The 19028-nt window shown below is 69.9% G+C and carries 20 protein-coding genes; 11 read left to right on the top strand and 9 right to left on the bottom strand.

All coding sequences use genetic code 11. The annotated features are described in order from the left end of the window. Positions 1 to 5: 5 nt before the first annotated feature. Complete coding sequence (lysS, locus tag ABFX50_RS27180; RefSeq protein ID WP_346150160.1) at positions 6 to 1667, bottom strand: lysine--tRNA ligase; 1662 nt, start codon at positions 1665 to 1667, stop codon at positions 6 to 8. 56 nt (positions 1668 to 1723) lie between these two features. Here lysS and ABFX50_RS27175 point away from each other — a divergent pair, with 56 nt between their 5' ends. Genes ABFX50_RS27175 through ABFX50_RS27165 form a run of 3 tightly spaced genes read left to right on the top strand, consistent with a single transcriptional unit; the run spans position 1724 to position 3278 of the window. Further along, the gene (locus tag ABFX50_RS27175) at positions 1724 to 2284 is read left to right on the top strand and encodes a hypothetical protein (protein WP_346150159.1); all 561 of its coding nucleotides are present in this window, start codon (positions 1724 to 1726) and stop codon (positions 2282 to 2284) included. Then, positions 2281 to 2628, top strand: coding sequence for a nuclear transport factor 2 family protein (locus tag ABFX50_RS27170; RefSeq protein ID WP_346150158.1), 348 nt, complete (start codon positions 2281 to 2283; stop codon positions 2626 to 2628). The genes ABFX50_RS27175 and ABFX50_RS27170 overlap by 4 nt, the downstream gene beginning before the upstream one ends. Continuing rightward, positions 2625 to 3278 (top strand): HAD family hydrolase, encoded by a 654-nt coding sequence (locus tag ABFX50_RS27165; protein WP_346150157.1) that lies wholly within the window; start codon positions 2625 to 2627, stop codon positions 3276 to 3278. The genes ABFX50_RS27170 and ABFX50_RS27165 overlap by 4 nt, the downstream gene beginning before the upstream one ends. Positions 3279 to 3333: 55 nt before the next feature. Here the strand turns inward: ABFX50_RS27165 and ABFX50_RS27160 are convergent, their stop codons facing one another. Both ABFX50_RS27160 and ABFX50_RS27155 read right to left on the bottom strand, forming a co-directional pair. Then, positions 3334 to 6243, bottom strand: a complete 2910-nt coding sequence (locus ABFX50_RS27160; RefSeq protein ID WP_346150156.1) for an AAA family ATPase — start codon at positions 6241 to 6243, stop codon at positions 3334 to 3336. Positions 6244 to 6253: 10 nt separating this feature from the next. Then, positions 6254 to 6949, bottom strand: coding sequence for a hypothetical protein (locus ABFX50_RS27155; RefSeq protein WP_346150155.1), 696 nt, complete (start codon positions 6947 to 6949; stop codon positions 6254 to 6256). A gap of 304 nt (positions 6950 to 7253) precedes the next feature. On the opposite strand from ABFX50_RS27155, the gene ABFX50_RS27150 reads away from it, so the two are divergent. Beyond that, on the top strand, positions 7254 to 7547 hold the full coding sequence (locus ABFX50_RS27150; RefSeq protein ID WP_183645893.1) for a carboxymuconolactone decarboxylase family protein: 294 nt from the start codon (positions 7254 to 7256) through the stop codon (positions 7545 to 7547). On the opposite strand, the gene ABFX50_RS27145 is transcribed toward ABFX50_RS27150, so the two are convergent. Then, the gene (locus ABFX50_RS27145; protein ID WP_183645894.1) at positions 7537 to 7989 is read right to left on the bottom strand and encodes an NAD(P)H-dependent oxidoreductase; all 453 of its coding nucleotides are present in this window, start codon (positions 7987 to 7989) and stop codon (positions 7537 to 7539) included. The genes ABFX50_RS27150 and ABFX50_RS27145 overlap by 11 nt on opposite strands. Further along, positions 7986 to 9164, bottom strand: coding sequence for a PQQ-dependent sugar dehydrogenase (locus ABFX50_RS27140; RefSeq protein ID WP_346150154.1), 1179 nt, complete (start codon positions 9162 to 9164; stop codon positions 7986 to 7988). The genes ABFX50_RS27145 and ABFX50_RS27140 overlap by 4 nt, the downstream gene beginning before the upstream one ends. Positions 9165 to 9256: 92 nt before the next feature. On the opposite strand from ABFX50_RS27140, the gene ABFX50_RS27135 reads away from it, so the two are divergent. The 3 genes from ABFX50_RS27135 (at position 9257) to ABFX50_RS27125 (ending at position 12322) form a co-directional block, all read left to right on the top strand. Continuing rightward, positions 9257 to 10009, top strand: coding sequence for an SDR family NAD(P)-dependent oxidoreductase (locus ABFX50_RS27135; protein WP_346150153.1), 753 nt, complete (start codon positions 9257 to 9259; stop codon positions 10007 to 10009). A gap of 64 nt (positions 10010 to 10073) precedes the next feature. Further along, entirely contained in the window at positions 10074 to 11630 is a 1557-nt protein-coding gene (locus ABFX50_RS27130) for a phospholipase D family protein (RefSeq protein ID WP_346150152.1), read from the top strand. Between the two features lie 74 nt (positions 11631 to 11704). Beyond that, on the top strand, positions 11705 to 12322 hold the full coding sequence (locus ABFX50_RS27125; protein ID WP_346150151.1) for a pyridoxamine 5'-phosphate oxidase family protein: 618 nt from the start codon (positions 11705 to 11707) through the stop codon (positions 12320 to 12322). A 121-nt stretch (positions 12323 to 12443) separates the two neighbouring features. Here the strand turns inward: ABFX50_RS27125 and ABFX50_RS27120 are convergent, their stop codons facing one another. Next, a complete protein-coding gene (locus ABFX50_RS27120; RefSeq protein ID WP_346150150.1) occupies positions 12444 to 13658 on the bottom strand; it encodes an ABC transporter ATP-binding protein in 1215 nt (404 codons plus the stop codon). Between the two features lie 168 nt (positions 13659 to 13826). Here ABFX50_RS27120 and ABFX50_RS27115 point away from each other — a divergent pair, with 168 nt between their 5' ends. Then, entirely contained in the window at positions 13827 to 14864 is a 1038-nt protein-coding gene (locus ABFX50_RS27115) for a LacI family DNA-binding transcriptional regulator (RefSeq protein ID WP_183645898.1), read from the top strand. Here ABFX50_RS27115 and ABFX50_RS27110 read toward each other — a convergent pair. Both ABFX50_RS27110 and ABFX50_RS27105 read right to left on the bottom strand, forming a co-directional pair. Further along, complete coding sequence (locus ABFX50_RS27110; protein WP_346150149.1) at positions 14836 to 15222, bottom strand: YchJ family protein; 387 nt, start codon at positions 15220 to 15222, stop codon at positions 14836 to 14838. The two genes, ABFX50_RS27115 and ABFX50_RS27110, sit on opposite strands and share 29 nt — an antisense overlap. After that, a complete protein-coding gene (locus tag ABFX50_RS27105) occupies positions 15219 to 15704 on the bottom strand; it encodes a glutathione peroxidase (RefSeq protein ID WP_346150148.1) in 486 nt (161 codons plus the stop codon). The genes ABFX50_RS27110 and ABFX50_RS27105 overlap by 4 nt, the downstream gene beginning before the upstream one ends. 180 nt (positions 15705 to 15884) lie before the next feature. On the opposite strand from ABFX50_RS27105, the gene ABFX50_RS27100 reads away from it, so the two are divergent. Together ABFX50_RS27100 and ABFX50_RS27095 are read left to right on the top strand one after the other, a co-directional pair. Next, the gene (locus tag ABFX50_RS27100) at positions 15885 to 16274 is read left to right on the top strand and encodes an aggregation-promoting factor C-terminal-like domain-containing protein (protein WP_183645901.1); all 390 of its coding nucleotides are present in this window, start codon (positions 15885 to 15887) and stop codon (positions 16272 to 16274) included. Positions 16275 to 16588: 314 nt separating this feature from the next. Next, entirely contained in the window at positions 16589 to 17134 is a 546-nt protein-coding gene (locus ABFX50_RS27095; protein WP_346150147.1) for an aggregation-promoting factor C-terminal-like domain-containing protein, read from the top strand. 48 nt (positions 17135 to 17182) lie between these two features. Here the strand turns inward: ABFX50_RS27095 and ABFX50_RS27090 are convergent, their stop codons facing one another. Further along, positions 17183 to 17827: a TetR/AcrR family transcriptional regulator gene (locus tag ABFX50_RS27090; RefSeq protein WP_183645902.1), complete on the bottom strand. Its 645-nt coding sequence runs from the start codon at positions 17825 to 17827 to the stop codon at positions 17183 to 17185. 79 nt (positions 17828 to 17906) lie between these two features. Between ABFX50_RS27090 and ABFX50_RS27085 the strand changes: the two genes are divergently transcribed. After that, positions 17907 to 19022, top strand: a complete 1116-nt coding sequence (locus ABFX50_RS27085) for a ferritin-like domain-containing protein (RefSeq protein WP_346150146.1) — start codon at positions 17907 to 17909, stop codon at positions 19020 to 19022. The last annotated feature ends 6 nt before the right edge of the window (positions 19023 to 19028 follow it).

Below are 19028 nucleotides of genomic sequence, written 5' to 3'. Positions count from 1 at the left end.
CGACTCTACGCCCCGAGGAGCTTGCGGACGCGGTCGGCCCCGACGGCCAGCAGCAGCGTGGGCAGCCTCGGGCCGGTGTCGCGGCCGACGAGCAGCGTGTAGAGCAGGACGAAGAACTCGCGCTGGGCCGCCTTCAGCTCCGGTGTCGCCTTGGCGTCGGCGGGCAGGCCCGCCTGGAGCTTCGGCACTCCGTACACCAGGGCGGTCAGCCCCTCCAGCGACCAGTGCTCGTCGAGCCCTTCGAGCAGCAGCCGCAGGGACTCGCGCTGCTCGTCGCCGAGCCCGGCCAGCAGGTCGGCGTCGGGCTCGGCCAGGACACTGGTGCGCTGCTCGGCGGGCACCTGCGTGCTCACCCACCGCTGTGCCCTGTCCAGGCGCGGACGCACCGACTCCAGGTCGGTGACCGGGTCGGCGGGGTCGAGCTCGCGCAGGATCCGCAGCGTCTGCTCCTCGTCGCCGGTGGTGACGTCCGCGATCGAGGCGAGCATCCGGTACGGCACCCGCCGCCGCGTCGACTCGAGCGGCCCCTCCGCCGTGCGCACCGACCTGGCGTGGACGGTCAGGTCCGCGGGCAGCGCCGTGCCGTCGGCGACCTTGCGCTCCAGCGCGTCCCACTCGTCGTAGAGGCGCTGGATCTCCTGGTCGAAGGCGACCTTGAACGACTGCGCGGGCTTGCGGCGCGCGTACATCCAGCGCAGCAGCGGCGCCTCCATGATCTCCAGGGCGTCCGCCGCGGTCGGGACGCCGCCCTTGGAGCTGCTCATCTTCGCCATGCCGCTGATGCCGACGAAGGCGTAGCGGGGGCCGATCGGCTGCTGCCCGCCGAACACCTCGCCGACCAGATGGCCGCCGACCTCGAAGGAGGAGCCCGGCGAGGTGTGGTCGACGCCCGAGGGCTCGAAGACGACGCCCTCGTAGGCCCAGCGCATCGGCCAGTCGACCTTCCACACGAGCTTGCCGCGGTCGTGGGTGGCCAGCCGTACGGTCTCGCCGTAACCGCACGCGCAGGTGTAGGCCAGCTCGGTCGTCTCGTCGTCGTAGCCGGTGACGGTGGTGAGGTCGCGCCCGCACAGCGCGCAGTAGGGCTTGTACGGGTAGTAGCCCGCCTCCTCCTCGGCCGCGCCTGAGCCTTCGAGCGCGGCGGCCTCGTCGGCGTCCTTCGCCTTCGGCTTGGCCTTGGTGCGGAAGCGGGACAGCACCGCGTCGATGCGGTCGCGCTCGCGCATCGCGTGCAGGATCTGCTCGCGGTAGACGCCCGAGGTGTACTGCTTGGTCTGGCTGACGCCCCGGTAGGTCACGCCCAGGCGCGCCAGCGCGGAGATCATCGGGGTCTTGAAGTGCTCGGCCCAGTTCGGGTAGGCGCTGCCGGGCGGGGCGGGGACCGAGGTGAGCGGCTTGCCGATGTGCTCGGCCCACTCCTCGGGGATGCCCACCGGCACCTTCCTGAAGCGGTCGTAGTCGTCCCACGAGAGCAGGTGCACGCAGTCGAGGCCGCGCCGCCTGATCTCGTCGGCCACCAGGTGCGGGGTCATCACCTCGCGCAGGTTGCCCAGGTGGATCGGGCCGGAAGGGCTGAGCCCCGAGGCGCAGACGATCGTTCTGCCGGGGGCGCGGCGCTCGGCCTCGGCGATGACGTCGTCCGCGAGTTGGGAGACCCAGTCGGTCATGGAACAACCCTTCGATCGAGGTGTGGCGACCCATTCTTCCCGAAGAATGGGGACTCATGGACTGGACTGCCCTCCGCGACCGTTTCCGCCGCGCTCCCCTGCGCCCTCCTCCGTCCCCCTGGCGGCCCGTGCCCGCGCAGAAGACGGGCGGCATCACGGACGTCGGCTTCGGGAGGCCCTCGCGGCCGGAAGGGCTCACCGCGCCCGATCTCCTGCTCGTCGCCTCGAGCACCGGCAGAGGCGTCTTCGACTGCGCGAGCGGGCAGCGGGTGTACCGCGACCACGAGGAAACCTACCCCGACGACTCTCTGGTGCGCGAGGGCATCGGCCCGCTGGAGGGCCTCCAGGTCACGATGGCGGGGCTGTGGGGCGGCGGTCTGCGCACCACGACGGACGACGGATGGGCGGTCCACCTCGTCGCCCCCGACTGGCCTGCCGAGAGCGTGCTCCTGTCGAAGGACGACGAGCCCTACCGCGGCTCGAACTGGTGGCACATCCATCGCGAGGAGGCCTGCGAGCTGCGCGCCTCCGGCTTCTCCCCCAGCGGCAGGACCCTGGTCATCGCCACGGCCTGCGACCTCGTCATCTACTCCAGAGGGGTAGAAAGGAGATCATGACCGATCCCGCCACATGGGTGGACGCCTACGTCAGGGCGTGGCACACCAACGAGCCGGCCGACATCGGCGCGCTGTTCACCGACGACGCCGCCTACTTCACCGAGCCCTACGCCCGGCCGTGGCGAGGGCGCGACGCGATCGTGCGCGGATGGCTGGAGCGCGAGGACCAGGGCGGCCCCTCGGCGTTCGAGTACGAGCCCGTCGCCGTCGAGGGCGAGACGGCCGTCGTCAAGGGCGTGACGACCTATCCCGACCGGGTCCTCAGCAACCTGTGGGTGCTCAGGCTGGACGGCGAGGGCCGCTGCGCCGAGTTCACCGAGTACTGGATGGAGCAGCCCGCATGAGATCACCGGTCGTCTTCGACCTCGACGGCGTGCTCGTCGACTCCGAGCCGGTCTGGGAGGAGGTCCGCAGGGCCTTCGTCGCCGAGCACGGCGGCACGTGGCGCGAGGAGACGCAGTCGAGGCTGATGGGCATGAGCACCGGCGAGTGGTCGGCCTACCTGGCCGAGCTCGGCGTACGGCTGCCGCCCGAGGAGATCGCGCGCGGGGTGGTCGGGCAGATGGCCGAGCGCTATCGGCACGGCGTGCCGCTCCTGCCCGGCGCGAAGGAGGCGGTCGAGCGGCTGGCGGCCGGCCGTCCCCTCGGCCTGGCCAGCTCCTCCCCCCGCGCGCTGATCGACGTGGTGCTGGAGGCCACAGGGCTGGGCGCCTTCTTCGGCGCGACGGTCTCGACAGAGGAGGTCGCGTACGGCAAGCCGGCCCCCGACGGCTACCTGGAGGCGGCCTCACGGCTCGGCGTGGACCCCTCGGACTGCGTGGCGGTCGAGGACTCCAGCAACGGGCTGCGGTCGGCGCACGCGGCGGGGATGCGGGTGGTCGCGGTGCCGCACCCGCTCTACCCGCCCGCCCCCGACGCCCTGGCCCTGGCCGCCGGCACGGCCAAGACCCTGGAGGAGCTGACCCCCGATCTGGTCGACTCCCTGCCCCGCTAGGCCAGGGGAGGCCGTGCCGTGCCCCGGGGGTCTTCGGGGCACGGCGTGAGCGGGTTCATGGACGGTCGTCTGGGCGCTGGCCGTCGTAGCCGAGCAGGCGCATCGCCGTTTCCGGGTCCATCGCCGCGGCCAGCAGCTGGGCCCTGGCGTTGGCCCTGTCGCGTTCCTGTTCGGCCCTTCGCTGGGCGGTGCGCACCGCCTTCACCGCGATGAGCGCCACCGCGACGCCCACGACGATCGCGACGACGATGATGAACAGCACCAGCAGCAATCCGGGCGACAGCGCCCCTGCCACGCTGCCGATCGCGCCCGTAGCGGCCAGCGCGCCGAACAGCGCCAGGCCCGCCAGCACGATCACGCTGCCCGCCACGACCCACACCGTCGCGGGCGACCTGCGGGAGGGCGGTGGCTCCGCCGTACCGAAGGCATGGGGGGCGCCTCCCGCGAGACCCGGCGAGGCCGGCGCGCTCGCGGTCATGGTCTCCGGCGACCAGGGGACGAACTCGGGACGGCGTTCCTCCCCGTGGGCCGTCGGCTGCACCTGGGCGGAGCCCTGCGTCGCCGGCTGAACCGCCGCCGGCTGGATCGGGACGGGCGCGGCCCCTGCGGGGGCGTAGACCACGTCGGCCTCGACGACCTCGGCCTCCACGGTGACAGGGCCCGGCAGGTCGCGCTCGACCCTGTTGTGCTCGCGGTGCGCCCTGGCCGCGTCGCGGTGGTACTCCTCCAGCTCCTCGAGGAGCTCCTGCGAGCGGTAGATCGCACCGTCCACCAGCGGGCCCTGCCTGCCCTCGAGGACGGCGACCACGTCCTCGCCGTTGAGCGTCTTGTGGGTCTCCAGCGCGTGCGCCAGGCACAGCACCTCGCGCCGGTGCTCACGCAGCAGCTCCTCGGTCTGCTCCAGCAGCCGGACCAGGTTGAACTCGACCCGCTCGCTGAGGTGCTCGGGGACGGAGGCCTCGCGCGGCGCGGGATCCTGGGCGGCGCCCTGCTGCCCGCGCATCGCCTTGCCCGCGTGGATGCCCAGCTCCTGCAGCGCGGGCAGCGAGGCGATGCCGGTGCCCATGCCCCAGTGCGACTCCATGAGCCCGACGAGGTAGGTCGCCGACATCAGGTCGCCCGAGACGCCGGAGGAGTTGTCGTCGCCGAAGAACATCCGCTCCCCCGCCAGCGAGGCGAGCGAGACCATGATGTCGGCCTCGTGCTCGGACTTCCACCGGGTGAACTGGTCCTCGGGCTTGATGGAGGCGACCATGCCGAGGTAGTCGGCGCCCTTCTCGATCGTGGCGATGTCGATCTCGAGGTGGTAGCGGGTGCGGTAGGCGACGACCGCGTGGCAGGCCTCGTGGACGGCGACCGCGTGCCGTTCGCGCTCGATGTACTCGACGTCCTCGGGCGGGCCGAGCTGCTTGAGCCGCTTGGCGCGCAGCACGTCGGACCAGGTGATGACCTCGCGCCCGTCGCGGATGGTGGTGATCAGCGCCTCGTTCACCAGGTCCTTGATCGTGGCGCCGGTGGCGTAGGGGGTGATGGTGGCGAGCTTGTCCATCTGCTCGTCGGTCAGCTCGTGCTGGACCTTGGCGAAGTAGCCCTGATAGGTGCGCACCCTCCCGGCCTTGGACGGGTAGCCCACCTTGTAGATGCGGTCGATGCGCCCTGGCCGCAGCAGCGCCTCGTCGAGGGCGTCGGGCATGTTGGTCGCCATCATGACGAGGATGCGGTACTTCGGCGGCGGCTTGGGCCGCATGCCGAGCGCGCGCCGTACCAGCCTGTTGAACAGGCCGCGCGGCTTCTTCAGCCCTGACAGCTCGGTGAGCAGCGCCTGCAGCGTGCCCATGTCGCCGCTGCCGCCGTTCATGCCGCCGCCCATGAAGAAGCGGTTGTCCTCCGCGCCGGCCGCGGGTCTGGTGAGCAGGACCGAGCGGGAGTGCTCGGACAGGTAGTTCAGGCCGTGGCAGCCGTCGGCGGTGAAGCCCTGCCCAGGGGGCGCCTGTCCGGCGAGCCTGCCCCTGCGGCCGAGGGAGTCGGCCTCGTCGAAGAAGACGATGACGCCGCCGTAGCGGAGCGCCAGCTTGCGCAACTTCCTGAAAAGGGCCTTCACCTTCAGGATGCCGATGCCCATGAACATGTTGACGAAGGCGCCTGGGTCGACGAAGACGTACGGCTTGCCCGTCTCCCCTGCCACGGCCTCGGCCATCAGCGTCTTGCCCGTCCCCGGCGGGCCCCACAGCAGCAGGCCGCTGGGCACGTACCCGCCCCTGGCCTCGATGGCGTCGGGCTGCTCGAGGAAGACGATGTTCTCCTTGACGCGCTCGACGACGTGGTCCTGGCCCCACACGTCACGGAAGCGGGTCTTGATGTCGTCGGGATAGTAGGTCTCCACGCCGCCGCGCGACAGGAACCAGAACAGTCCGACGAACTGGAAGATGATGAAGAAGAAGGCGAAGGCCAGCTGGGCGACGTACGGCAGCGCCTGGAAGGCCAGCGCGGGTGCCTGGAAGAGGGCCAGGAAGGGGCTGGTGTCGAGGACGGCGCCGAGCACGAGGGCGAGCAGCGTGACCCAGAACACGATCTTGATGAGCCTGGCGAGGCGGAACCTCGTCCAGTCGCTGAACCTGCGGTGCGTCCAGCGCTCGAACCCGCCGAAGACGCCCCTGCTCCAGAAGCGGTGGTAGCCGGAGGAGCGCTCGCTGACGAAGAAGTGGACCTGCCTGACGAACTCGGCGCCGAGCAGGTAGAAGATCCACGGATGGTTCTCCCCGATCCTGCGCAGGGCGTCGTCGAAGGGCATGATGCCCGCGTAGTCGGCCATCTCCTTCCACGCCAGCACCAGGAAGACGATCGACAGCACCAGCAGGATCTTGATGCGGTCCCAGAAGACCATCCGTTTGCGGGTCACGGTGTCGGGATCGACGGGGCCGCTGCCGGGAGCGCGCAGGCCGCCCTCTTGGTAGGTCGTGGTCACTGTGGCACCCTCATCCCGGCAACTTGAGCAGCTTGAAGGATTCGGCGATCTTGTCGAACTCCGCGGCCCTCTTGCCGAAGCACTCGGCCGTGCAGCGGATCAGCAGCACCGACACGGTTCCGCCCGTCTTGTCCAGATAGGCCGTCTGGTCGAAGGTCTGGACCGTGTCGCCGATCTGGTAGTTGAAGCGCACCCGCACGCCGCGCGCGCCGTCGCCGAGCGCGAGCTGCTGGTCGTTGAGCAGTTCGAAGCCGGTGAGCATGGGCCGCTGGCCCGCCTCCATCAGGCGCTGGACGTAGGCCTGCCGCATCTCCTCCGTCACGGGCAGCACGAAGTCGCGCATCGTGTTGAGGGAGATCATGTTGCGCTGGGGCTCGGTGAGCAGGTGAACGGTCGAGTAGACGAACGGGTCCTGGGAACCCAGCAGGTGGTCGACCGCCGGTTCGGCGGACTGGTCGAAGGCCGTCGACCAGACCAGCTGCTTGCGCAGCTTCGCCGTCTCGGAGTTGGGATGGTCACCGCTGAGCAGGAGATCGATCTGCGTGGAGTCGACCTTCGAGAAGGAGGAGGGCACCCTGAAGTAGGTGGTCCCTTCCCTGTCGCGCACGTAGGTGTATTCCGCCTGACCGCAGGCGGCGGTTCCGGCCATCAAGAAGGCCGCGACCGTGATCGCGGCCCATCTCGTCCAAGCCCGTGTCTCTTTCACCAGGGCTTACCTCCGCGTTACCCGCCAACGCCTTGGTTGTGCCCGTTTTTGCCGTCTAATCCCCTCTTTGCCGCCAGAAGCCTTCACCAAATCTTGGCCGACCCTTGGCTCCATTTGTTACAGATCGCCGAAGTGAGGGCCATTCATCCGCATGATGGCTTCCTCTCCCCGTCTCTACCCGGTCGCAACGTTTGCGCAACCGAGACCTGGTGATGATGTCTTTTCGAAGGACCTATCTCTTGCCGCCGAACTGGCTAAGGATAGGGAGCTTCGAAATCCCCTCCCGCCTCGCTCGGAGCGCGCCATGAAGGAACCTCTCAACTTCGCCATGACCGTGGAGCACCTGTTCGCCGAGGTGTGGTCACGTGAGGCGATCAGCGACCGCGACCGGCGCCTGCTGCTCGTCGGCCTGCTGGTCGGCCAAGGACTCGACGAGGCGGTCGAGGTGCAACTGGAGACCGCGCTGCGCACCGGCGACCTGAGCGCGGAGGAGCTGAGGGAGACCGTCGTCTTCCTCACGCACTACGCCGGCTGGGCACGCGGAGCCAGGCTCAACGCCCTTGCGGAGGACCTGATCGACCGGGTGATCATGAACTGATCGTCGCCGCCACCGTCGCTCCGAGCTCCCAGCACGCCTCGAGGTCCGTCCTGGTGACGGCGCCGATCACCACCACCGGCGCCGCCACCGGGCTCCAGCCGAGCCCGCCCGCGATCGACTCGACCGCGCGCACCGCGCCCGTGGCGTCGTCGTTGCCGTGCACGTACAGCCCGTACGGCAGGCGCCGCGTCTCCTCCAGGCACGGGTAGTAGATGGTGTCGAAGAAGTGCTTGAGCGCCCCGCTCATGTAGCCGATGTTGGCCGGGGTGCCGAGGATGACCGCGTCGGCGGCGAACACGTCGGAGGCGGTGGCCTGGAGCGCGGCCCTGGTCACCACCTCGACGCCGTCGAGCTCGTCGGTGCCCGCGCCCTCGCGCGTCTTCTCCAGCAGCTCGTGGGTGGCCGGTGAGGCGGTGTGGTGCACGATCAGCACCCTGCTCACGGCCCGTCCACCCGGTAGACGGGCCCCTGGAGGCTGAGCGCGTAGAGCTCGCCGTCGTGGTCCTGGCCGAAGGACGACAGCTGCTCGACCTTGCCCACCTCGACGCCCTTGGCGGGGTCGTCGGCGGGGGCCGCCCTGATCCAGCCCGCGCAGAAGTCGCCGTAGAGGAAGTGCCCGCGCAGGCCGGGGATCTTGGTGCCCCTGTAGACGTATCCGGCGATCACCGAGCAGTTGCCGCCCTCGCCGAGCGGATAGGTGATGACGGGCGCGACGGCCTTGCCGATGTCGACGCTCTCGTCGAAGGGCCTGTCGCCCTCGAAGGCGTTCCACCCGTAGTTGTTGCCGCCCCGTCCCCTGGGCTCGTGGTCGACCTCCTCCCAGGCGTTCTGGCCGACGTCGCCGATCCAGAGGTCGCCTGTCTGCCTGTCGAAGCTGAAGCGCCAGGGGTTGCGCAGGCCGTACGCCCAGATCTCGGGTTCGGCGCCGCGCCTGCCGGCGAACGGGTTGTCGTCGGGCACCTTGTAGGGCTCGCCGCGAGGGTCGATGCGCAGGATCTTGCCCAGCCACGTGCCGAGGTCCTGACCGTTGCCCTCCGGGTCGCCGCCGCTGCCGCCGTCGCCCAGCGCGATGTAGAGGTGGCCGTCGGGACCGAAGGCGAGCTGCCCTCCGTTGTGGTTGGCGTACGGCTGCTCCTGGGTGAGCACGTCGCGGCGGCCGGTGGCCTTCGTGCCGTCGAAGGCCCATTCGGTGACGTGGGTGTCACCCTCGGCGTCGGTCCAGTCGAGGTAGAGCCACCTGCCCGAGGGGTGGAAGGCGACGCCGAGCAGGCCCTGCTCGTTGCCCTTGCTGACCTCCGCCGACAGGTCGATGATCTGGGTCGTGGCGCCGCCCTTCACCGCGTGCAGCCTGCCGCCCTGCTCGGCGATGTAGAGCGCCTCGTCGCCGGCGCGCACGGCGAGGGCGACGGGCTTGTCGAGCCGGGCGATCTGGGTGAACCTCAGCTTGCCCTGCAGCCCCTGGCCCGCGTTCACGCTCGCACCGGAGGTAGGGCTCACCGCGAGCGAGGGGGCCGCGGGCGAAGGGGGCGGTGACGCGGGCGTCGTGTCCGCGGTCGGGGTGGCCGAACAGGCGGTCAGCGCCGCGACCAGCACGGCGAAGGGAAGCGCGAGGCGCACGCTGTCGATCCTCTCATGTGGGCTCTTTCCAGGGTCCTACCCCTGGCGACCGGCGGAGGTTCCCCGCGGCCTGCTGGCATTACGCTGGCGGCATGCCTACCGCAATGATCACGGGCGCGACCGCCGGCATCGGCGCGGCGTTCGCCCGCCGCCTGGCCGCCGACGGCTTCTCGCTGGTCCTCGTCTCACGTGACGAATCCAGGCTCGCCGAGACGGCGGGCCGGCTCAAGCTGAGGTACGGCGTCGCCGTCGAGACCCTCCCCGCCGACCTGGCCACCGACGACGGCCTCGCGGTCGTGGAGTCCCGCCTGCGCGACGGCGTCGACCTGCTGGTCAACAACGCCGGCTTCGGCCATCAGGGCCACTTCCTCGACGTTCCCGTCGAGGACGAGCTGCGCATGCTCAAGCTGCACTGCGAGGCCGTGCTGAGGCTGACGCTGGCCGTCCTGCCCGGGATGCGCGCCCGGGGCAGGGGCGCGGTGGTGAACGTGGCGTCGGTGGCGGCGTTCTTCACCCGCGGAACCTACAGCGCCTCCAAGGCCTGGGTGGTCAACTTCAGCGAGTCCACGGCCGCCGAGGTCGGCAGCCCGCGCATCCGCGTCATGGCGCTGTGCCCGGGGTTCGTGCGCACCGAGTTCCACCAGCGGGCCGCCATGGACGTCTCCGGCATCCCCGGCTTCCTCTGGCTCAAGGCCGACGACGTGGTCAACGAGGCGATGCGCGACCTCGCCCTCGGCAGACGGGTCTCCATCCCCGACCTGCGCTACAAGGCGATCGTCGGGATCGGCAGGCTCATCCCGCGCGCCCTGACCGAGCGGGTCTCCGCGCGCATCGGCCGCAAGTGAACGTCTAGACGGCGCGATCGGGGGCACCTTGAGGGTTCAGGCGACCCTCGGGGAGGTGCGTGCGGTGCGGCTCGAGGACTGGTTCCTTACGCACGAGGAGCGGGGCAACCCCTCGACCAAGCTCGAGGGATGGACGACGGGAAACCTGGTGCGTCCGCTCATCCACGGCGCGACCTACTTCGCCGAGCTGGCCGAGCGCATCGACGGGCTGGGCAAGGACGACCTGCTGCTGTTCGCCGACTGGCGCGGCGACCCCGACGAGCTGCTCACCGGCGGCGGGCAGCCGGTTGCCGAGGTCATGGCGGAGGCCGCCCGCAGGGGCGCGCTGGTCAGGGGGCTCATCTGGCGCTCCCACCTCGACTTCCTGCGCTTCAGCTCCGCCGAGAACAGGCACCTGGGCGAGGACATCGAGCAGGCGGGCGGCCAGGCCCTGCTCGACACCCGGGTACGGCACGGCGGCTCCCACCACCAGAAGTTCGTCATCCTGCGCCACGACCGCGACGCCGAAAGGGACGTGGCCTTCGTGGGCGGCATCGACCTGTGCCACAGCCGCCGTGACGACGCCGCCCATTTCGGCGATCCGCAGGCCGCTCCCATGCCGAAGTCCTACGGCGAGCGCCCGCCCTGGCACGACGTGCAGGTGGCCATCCACGGCCCGGCCGTGGGCGAGGTGGAGAAGGTCTTCTGCGAGCGCTGGGAGGACCCCGCACCCGAGACCCGCCAGCCGATCAGGCGGCTACGCGACCACCTGCAGCGGATGGACGACGTGCCGCCGCTGCCGAAGCCGGGGCCGCCGCCCGACCCCGTGGGCACGCACGCCGTCCAGTTGCTCAGGACCTATCCGCACCTGCGGCGCGCCTACCCCTTCGCGCCCGAGGGCGAGCGGAGCGTGGCCAGGGCCTACCACAAGGTGCTGGGCAGGGCGCGCTCCATGGTCTACCTGGAGGACCAGTACCTGTGGTCCACCGAGGTGATCGAGCCGTTCGCCGAGGCGCTGGAGCGGGAGCGGGACCTGCGCATGGTCATCGTGGTGCCCCGGTACCCGGACCAGGACGGCTGGCTGGCCGGCCCCGCCAGCCTGATCGGCAGGTCCGAGGCGCTGGCCAGGCTGACGCGCGCGGGCGAGGGCCGGGTCGCGATCTACGACCTGGAGAACCACCTCGGCACGGCGGTGTACGTGCACGCCAAGGTCTGCGTGGTGGACGACGTCTGGGCGAGCGTCGGCTCCGACAACGTCAACCTGCGGTCGTGGACGTTCGACTCCGAGCTCAGCTGCGCGGTGCTCGACGAGGAGCCCGATCCGCGCCCTCCCTCGGGCGCGAGCAGGTACGCCAGGCGCCTGAGGCTCGCTCTGGCGGCCGAGCACCTCGATCGCGACCCCGACGACGTGGACGAGCTGTGCGACCCCGTGACCGCCTTCGAGGCCTTCGCCGAGTCGGCCGCGCGGCTGGAGTCCTGGCACAAGAGCGGCCGCAGGGGGCCGCGCCCGCCCGGCCGCCTGCGTCCCCATCCGCAGCCCGAGCTCGGCCGCCTGCGCAGGACGCTGGCCATGCCGCTCTACCGCATGGTCGTCGACCCCGACGGGCGGCCGCCGAGGCTGCGCCGTTCGAAGGACTTCTGATGCGGGGCACACGAGGGAATTGATCGACGCTTCTAACGCTTACATCTGTTCGTAAGCGTTAGATTGGAGGCGTCATGAGCAGTCGGTTCGCGCAGATCGCGTTCACCCCCGGCGTCCAGCGGCACCAGCTGGAGCACGGCAGCCACCGCGCCTATCGAAGGCTGATGGAGGGCGCGGGCGGCGCCGACCTGCTCGGCGACGCCGAGCGGCTGTTCATCGGCGAGCGCGACAGCTTCTACCTCGCCAGCGTCGGCGAGAGCGGCTGGCCCTACATCCAGCACCGCGGCGGGCCGCGCGGCTTCCTGCGGGTGCTCGACGAGCACACCCTCGGCTTCGCCGACTTCCGCGGCAACCGGCAGTACATCACCCGCGGCAACCTCGACCACGACGACAGGGTCTCGCTGTTCCTGATGGACTACGCGAACAGAGGCAGGCTGAAGGTGCTCGGCAGGGCGCGCGCGGTGGAGGACGACCCCGAGCTGATGGGACGGCTGGCCGTCGAGGGCTACCAGGGGAAGGTGGAGCGGGCCGTGCTGATCGATGTCGAGGGCTTCGACTGGAACTGCTCGCAGCACATCCCGGAGCTCTACCCTCGCGACCTCGTGGAGCGGGCGCTGGGGTCGGCCCGCGACCGCATCGCCGCGCTGGAGCGCGAGAACGCGCGGCTGCGCGCCGGCCTGGCCGCGACCTGAACGTGACGACGGGTCTCCGCCGGGCGAGCCGCCGCCGATCGAGCCGGTCGGCGGCGGGGACGAAAAAGAATCCCCCCGCCGCGGGAGGGGGTCGCGGCGGGGGGACGTCTCCTTCGATGGGTCAGCGGTTGGCCTCGTGGCCGATGGCCAGGCCGCTCTCGGAGTCGAAGAAGTGCAGGTTGTGCGTGTCGAGGACCAGGTCGATCGTCTGGCCGGGACGCACGTGGCTGCGGGCGTTGACGCGGGCGGTCCACAGCGACTTGTCGCCGATCAGCGGGAGCGCCGCCTCCTCGTCGTCACCCGTGTCCTGGGCGGCGACGGTGTCCTTGTGCTCGACCGGCGGGGCGTCGATCAGGAAGAGGACGTTGATCTCGGAGCCGAGCTCCTCGGTGACCTCGGCCTTGGCGGGCAGGGTGGCCCAGCCGTTGGCGTGGCTGCCGGCGGCGCTGGCGTCCTCGAAGTCGGAGGGGCGGATGCCGAGGATGAGCGACTTGCCGATGTACTGGTCGAGGCCGGGCTTCTCGGTGAAGGTCGAGGCCGGGATCTGCAGCTTGACGTCGGCGAAGGTGACGGCCGCGCCGTCGCCGTCGCGGACCACCTGGGCGGTGACGAAGTTCATGGACGGCGAGCCCATGAAGCCGGCGACGAACAGGTTGACCGGCTTGTCGAACAGGTTCTGCGGCGTGTCGACCTGCTGGAGCAGACCGTCGCGAAGGACGCACACCCTGTCGCCGAGGGTCATGGCCTCGACCTGGTCGTGGGTGACGTAGACGGTGGTGACGCCGAGGCGCTCGTGCATCTGGTTCAGCGAGGCGCGCATGGAGACGCGGAGCTTGGCGTCCAGGTTGGACAGCGGCTCGTCCATGAGGAAGGCCTGCGGCTCGCGGACGATGGCGCGGCCCATGGCGACACGCTGGCGCTGACCACCGGAGAGGGCGGCCGGCTTGCGCTTGAGGTAGGTCTCGAGGCCGAGCATCTTGGCGGCCTCGTTGACGCGCTTCTGGATCTCCGGCTTGGGCATCTTGCGGAGCTTCAGACCGAAGGCGAGGTTCTCCTCGACGGTCATGTGGGGGTACAGCGCGTAGTTCTGGAAGACCATCGCGATGTCGCGGTCCTTCGGAGGCAGGTGGTTGACCACCTTTTCGCCGATGGAGATCTCGCCGCCGCTGATGTCCTCCAGGCCGGCGATCATCCGCAGGGCGGTCGACTTGCCGCAACCGGAGGGGCCGACCAGGACCATGAACTCGCCGTCCTTGATCTCAAGGTTCAGCCCGTTCACTGCCTTCACGCCACCGGCGTAGATCTTGTCGACATTTGACAGGACGATGGATGCCATGACATTCCTTCGCGCAACGGGCGGGGGCCCGGATGGTCGTGGGGGTCACCACGCACTGTGGATACGTTTTCATGCATCTCACCCGAAAGGGACATCGCTGTCAAGAGACCAGCCCCTGTTATTGATTAGAGCTGGAAACCTCGTGGAACCCATGATGGAATCGTTTCCATGAAGCGCACCACCATCAAGGACGTGGCCGAGGCGGCCGGGGTGGGCGTGGCCACCGTCTCCAGGGTGCTGTCGGGCGGGTCGGCCAGCCCCGAGACCCGCGAGCGCGTGCTCGCGGTGGCCGCTCATCTCGACTACCGCCCCAGCGCGCTGGGGCGCAACCTCCGTCAGCAACGTACCGGCGGCATCGGCCTGCTGCTGCCCGATCTGACGGACCCGCTGTACGGCAGGCTGGCCGAGGGCGTGCTGGCGTGCGCCCGCTCGGCGGGCGAGCCCGTGCTGGTGGGCTCGACCGGGGGCGATCCCGAGCAGGAGTCCGAGCTGATCGGCATGCTGCTCGAGCAGAGCGTCGACAAGGTGGTCGCGGTCCCGTCGGGCGACGCCGACACCTGGGGCCCGGCTCTCAGGACCGGCATGACGGTGGTCTTCGCGGGCGAGCGGCCCGACGAGCCCACCGAGGAGCCGGTCGACGACCTGCTGTTGCTCGACGGGCTGAGGGGCAGGCCCAGAGTGGAGGGCGGCATCCCCACGGTGCTCGCCGACGACCGCTCGGGCGTCCGCACGGCGGTGCAGTACCTCAAGGGCCTCGGTCACCGCCGCATCGCCTATCTCGGCGGTCCCGGCCACGCCCGGCGCGTCTCGGCCTTCAGGGAGGCGCTGGGGCCGCTCGTGGACGACGAACTGGTGGTCTTCGCGGGCGGCTCCCGCGACGCGGCCTACGCGGCGGCCTCGGGGCTGTTCCAGAGCCGTCCCGACCTGACGGCCGTCCTCGCGGGCGGCAACCAGCTGGGCGAGGCGGCCGTGCTCGCCGCCAGGGAGCTCGACCTGCGCATCCCACGGGACCTGTCGCTGGTGATGTACGACGACGTGCCGTGGGCCGAGCTGTGCTCGCCGCCGCTGACCGTCATCGCCCAGCCCGCGCAGGACCTCGGCTACCGCGCGGCCGAGCTGGTGCTGCGGGCGGGCATCCGCCGGCCGCGCAGCGTGCTGCTGCCCACCGAGCTCATCGTCAGGGGGAGCTGCGGACCTCGCCGTTGACGTAGACCCATGCGCCCTCGTGCCTGGCGAACCTGCTGACCTCGCGCATCTCCCCCGCCCTGCCGCGCCGGCTGAAACGGGCGCGGAACTCCACCGTCCCCTCCTCGTCGGCGGGTCCGCCCGCGCCGGTGGCGACGACGGACAGACGCTTCCACCGCAGGTGCGGCTCGAAGGCGAGCTCGGCGGGCCTGGTGGCGGGGTGCCAGCTCCTGAGCAGGTAGTCCGCGTCACCCACCGCGAAGGCGCTGAAGCGCGAGCGCATGAGCTGCTCGGCGGTCTCGGCCGCCGCCTCGCCCCTGTGCAGGCGCCCGCAGCACTCGTCGTAGGGCGCGGGCAGCCCGCACGGGCACGAACTCACAGGAGCTTCTCGATCGCGGAGACGACGGCGGGGTCGGTGGGCTCGGTGCCGGGCCTGAACCTGGCCACGACCGAGCCTTCACGGTCGACCAGGAACTTCTCGAAGTTCCACTGGACGTCGCCGGCCTGGCCCTCGGCGTCGGGCGTGGCGGTCAGCTCGGTGTAGAGCGGGTGCCTGCCCTCGCCGTTGACCTCGGCCTTCTCCAGCAGCGGGAAGTCGACGCCGTAGGTGGTGGAGCAGAACTCCTGGATCTCCTCGGCCGAGCCTGGCTCCTGGCCCATGAACTGGTTGCAGGGCACGCCGACCACGCTGAAGCCGCGCTGCCCGTACTCCTTCTGAAGCTCGACCAGACCTGAGTACTGCGGGGTCAGTCCGCACCTGGAGGCGACGTTCACGATGAGCAGCGCGCTGTCGCCGGCCAGCTCGGCAAGGGTGGTCGGAGCGTCCGCGATCGTGCGGACGGGGATGTCTCGGAGACTCATGAGCCGACCCTACCCCTCGCCAAAATGTGACAGGCTCCACATTTGGCGGCTATAAGCCCTGAATAACCACAAGATCGGATCTTTACTAACGATCTACCTTTTCATGGTCAATTAGCGACAAATGCTCCCTTTGCGGCAGGGTGACGCAGTCCCCCGATCGCCTTCGAAAGGGAATACCGCATGTCACGCCGTACCAGAGCCCTGCTTCTCGCCGCCACGTTCGTGGCGTCGGGAGCGGGCACAGCGACGGCCGCCTACGCGGAGAGCGGCAGCAGCAGGAACAAGTCCATCGCCAGGCCGATGGTGGCGGACAAGGGCTGGGGCAGGGCCCAGTTCGGCTGCCTCGAGCGGCTCTGGACCAGGGAGAGCGGCTGGAACCACCGCGCGGGCAACGGCTCGGGCGCCTACGGCATCCCCCAGGCGCTGCCCGGCCACAAGATGGCCAGCGCGGGCAGAGACTGGCGCACCAACCCCAGGACACAGATCGAATGGGGCCTTTCCTACATCAAGAAGCGGTACGGCTCGCCGTGCGCAGCCTGGTCGCACTTCCTGTCGCGCGGCTGGTACTGATCCCTTTCCCACCCTCGCGTCCGCTGTTCGAATAGTCATGGTCACCAGGGCTCCGGGGCGCGCCAACGCGGGATCGCCACCTCGCAAAGTCCTTTCCTTTCCCTGCTTCGGCTGCCTGACCAGTGGCGACATGGCGTACTAGAAACCGCCTAGAGACACGTCGCGGCGTCTTCGGGGCCGTCCAGCACGATCGGGCGGAAAAAGATCCCCGCAAGGCCACGCGGGCCCTCCTCGCCCGAGCCACGGGCGCGGTCCGGCAGGGTGCTCCCTCACGTGGAGGCCCGCCCGCACGCGACCGGACAGCAAGGATCGAGTTGGACAGCAATCGCGTGCTCGCCGTGATGATCGCCTCTGTCGCTTTCACCGGCGGGACAGCCTCGACCGCCCTGGCCGACATGGAGTCGGCCAGGAAGGTCCACCAGCGGACCTGGACGCTGGACGCGGAGCCTCGGGTGTTCCATCACCAGACCTACAGGGTGACGGCACGGCCCATGGTGAGCCATCAGGCCACCTGGGAGACCGAGGCGCTGCCGAAGGCGAGACCCATCACACCGGGCAAGGGCACCAACAAGCGGATCGCCCTCGACCTCGTGAGTCAGAGGTCATGGTCGCTGCGCGAGTTCCAGTGCCTGGACAGCCTCTGGACCAGGGAGAGCAACTGGAACCACAGGGCCGAGAATCCCTCGTCCGGGGCGTACGGCATCCCGCAGGCGCTGCCTGCGGTCAAGATGTCGGGCGTCGGACAGGACTGGCGGCACAACCCGACCACCCAGATCCGCTGGGGGTTGAAGTACATCCAGGGCAGGTACGGCAGGCCGTGCGGCGCCTGGGGCCACTTCAGATCGCACAACTGGTACTAGGAAGCCGCCAAGGGGAAGTGGCGGCTGCCGTGGAAGGGCGCCCTGGGCTCAGCCCCGGGTGCCCTTCCTGTCCAGGTGGACGGCGATCGCCTGGATGAGCAGTTCGAGGCCGAAGTCGAACTCCTCCTCGTGGTCGCACGCGCCGAGGAGCGGGGCCAGCGCGCTCACCTCGGGAAACAGCTCGGGGTCGACCTTCTCGACCTTGGTGGCCCCCTGAACGGGCGCGAACGTCGGCGTGACGCCCACCTCGCGCAGCAGGGAGCCGATGATGTAGGCGATGAACAGGCGCAGCATCCGCACCGCGTCGGCCCCGTCGAAGCCCGCCTCGCGCAGCGTGGACAGCGCCCGCTCGACGGGCAGCAGGCCCGCGTTGGAGTGCAGCTGGCGGCTGACGACCAGCATGGTGGAGCGCGGGTGGTGGTGGGCGATCTGCCGGAAGGCCCTGGCCTGCATGCGCACCCTGTCGGTCCAGTGCGCCTCGGGATCGTCGGTGAACTGGATCTTCGACAGCACGGCCTCGGCGACGCCGTCGAGCAGCGAGGCCTTGTTCGGCACGTGGTTGTAGAGCGACATCACCCCCACGCCGAGGTCGGCGGCGATCCTGCGCATGGACACCGCGTCGGCGCCCTCCCGCTCGATGAGGTCGATCGCGGCGGCGACGATGCGCGCGCGGGACAGCGGCTCAGAGGGCATAGCTCATTCTATTGACGCACGTACACCGTACGTGCAAGTCTCGAAGACGTACGTACGGTGTACGTCCCCGGGAGGCCGCATGTCGACGCACGATCTCTACACGATCCCCGCCGAGCTCTCCACGTGGAATGTGGACATGGCCGGGTCCAGCCGTTTCACCTGGGAGTACGACGACGGCCGTGACCGCATGCTGGCCCTTTACCAAAAGGGCAAGGACAAGCAGTGGGACTCCGTGAAACGGATCGACTGGGATCTCGAGGTCGATCCCTACAACGTCCTGGGCATGCCCGACAACACCATCGCCATCTACGGCACGCCGCTGTGGGAGCGCATGGACGACAGGACGCGGGCCGAGGTCCGCAGGCATGGCGCCGCCTGGCAGTTCTCCCAGTTCCTGCACGGGGAGCAGGGCGCGATGATCTGCTCGGCGAGGATCGTCGAGTCGGTGCCCGACCTCGACTCCAAGTTCTACGCCGCCACCCAGACCATGGACGAGGCCAGGCACGCCGAGACCTACGCGCGCTTCCTGCAGGAGAAGGTGGGCCTGGCCTACCCGATCAACGAGCACCTCAAGGCGCTGCTCGACTCGACGCTGTCCGACTCCAGGTGGGACATGCCGTACCTGGGCATGCAGGTGCTGATCGAGGGCCTGGCGCTGGCGGCCTTCGGCGTCATGCGTGACATCACCACCAAGCCGCTGCCCAAGCAGATCCTCGCCTACGTCATGCAGGACGAGGCGCGGCACGTCGCGTTCGGCCGGATGGCGCTGCGCGACTACTACAAGAACCTGTCGGAGGCGGAGCTGCGCGAGCGCGAGGACTTCGTCATCGAGGGCTGCTACCTGATGCGCGACCGCCTGCGCGGCAGGGAGACCTGGGAGACCCTCGGCCTCTCGCGCGCCGAGGTGGAGGAGGCGATGACCTCGGTCGACCAGTCGGAGTACCTGCGCATCTTCAGGTCGCTGCTGTTCAGCAGGATCGTGCCGTGCGTGAAGGACATCGGACTGTGGTCGCCGCGCCTGCAGCAGGCCTACGCGGACATGGGCGTGCTCGAGATGGCGGGACAGTCGCTCGAGGCGCTGATGAAGCAGGACGAGGACATCGCCGACAAGCTCGACGCGGAGCGGTTCGCCGCCGAGGAGGCCGAACGCCACGCGGAGGTGTCGGAGACCATCGCGATGGGCGCGACCTCCTGACCGTCC

It is taken from the genome of Nonomuraea recticatena (assembly GCF_039533245.1).
Lineage (GTDB): Bacteria > Actinomycetota > Actinomycetes > Streptosporangiales > Streptosporangiaceae > Nonomuraea > Nonomuraea roseola.
The sequence above is the reverse complement of the archived record's forward strand: the minus strand, read 5'-3'. Positions and strand labels throughout refer to the sequence as shown.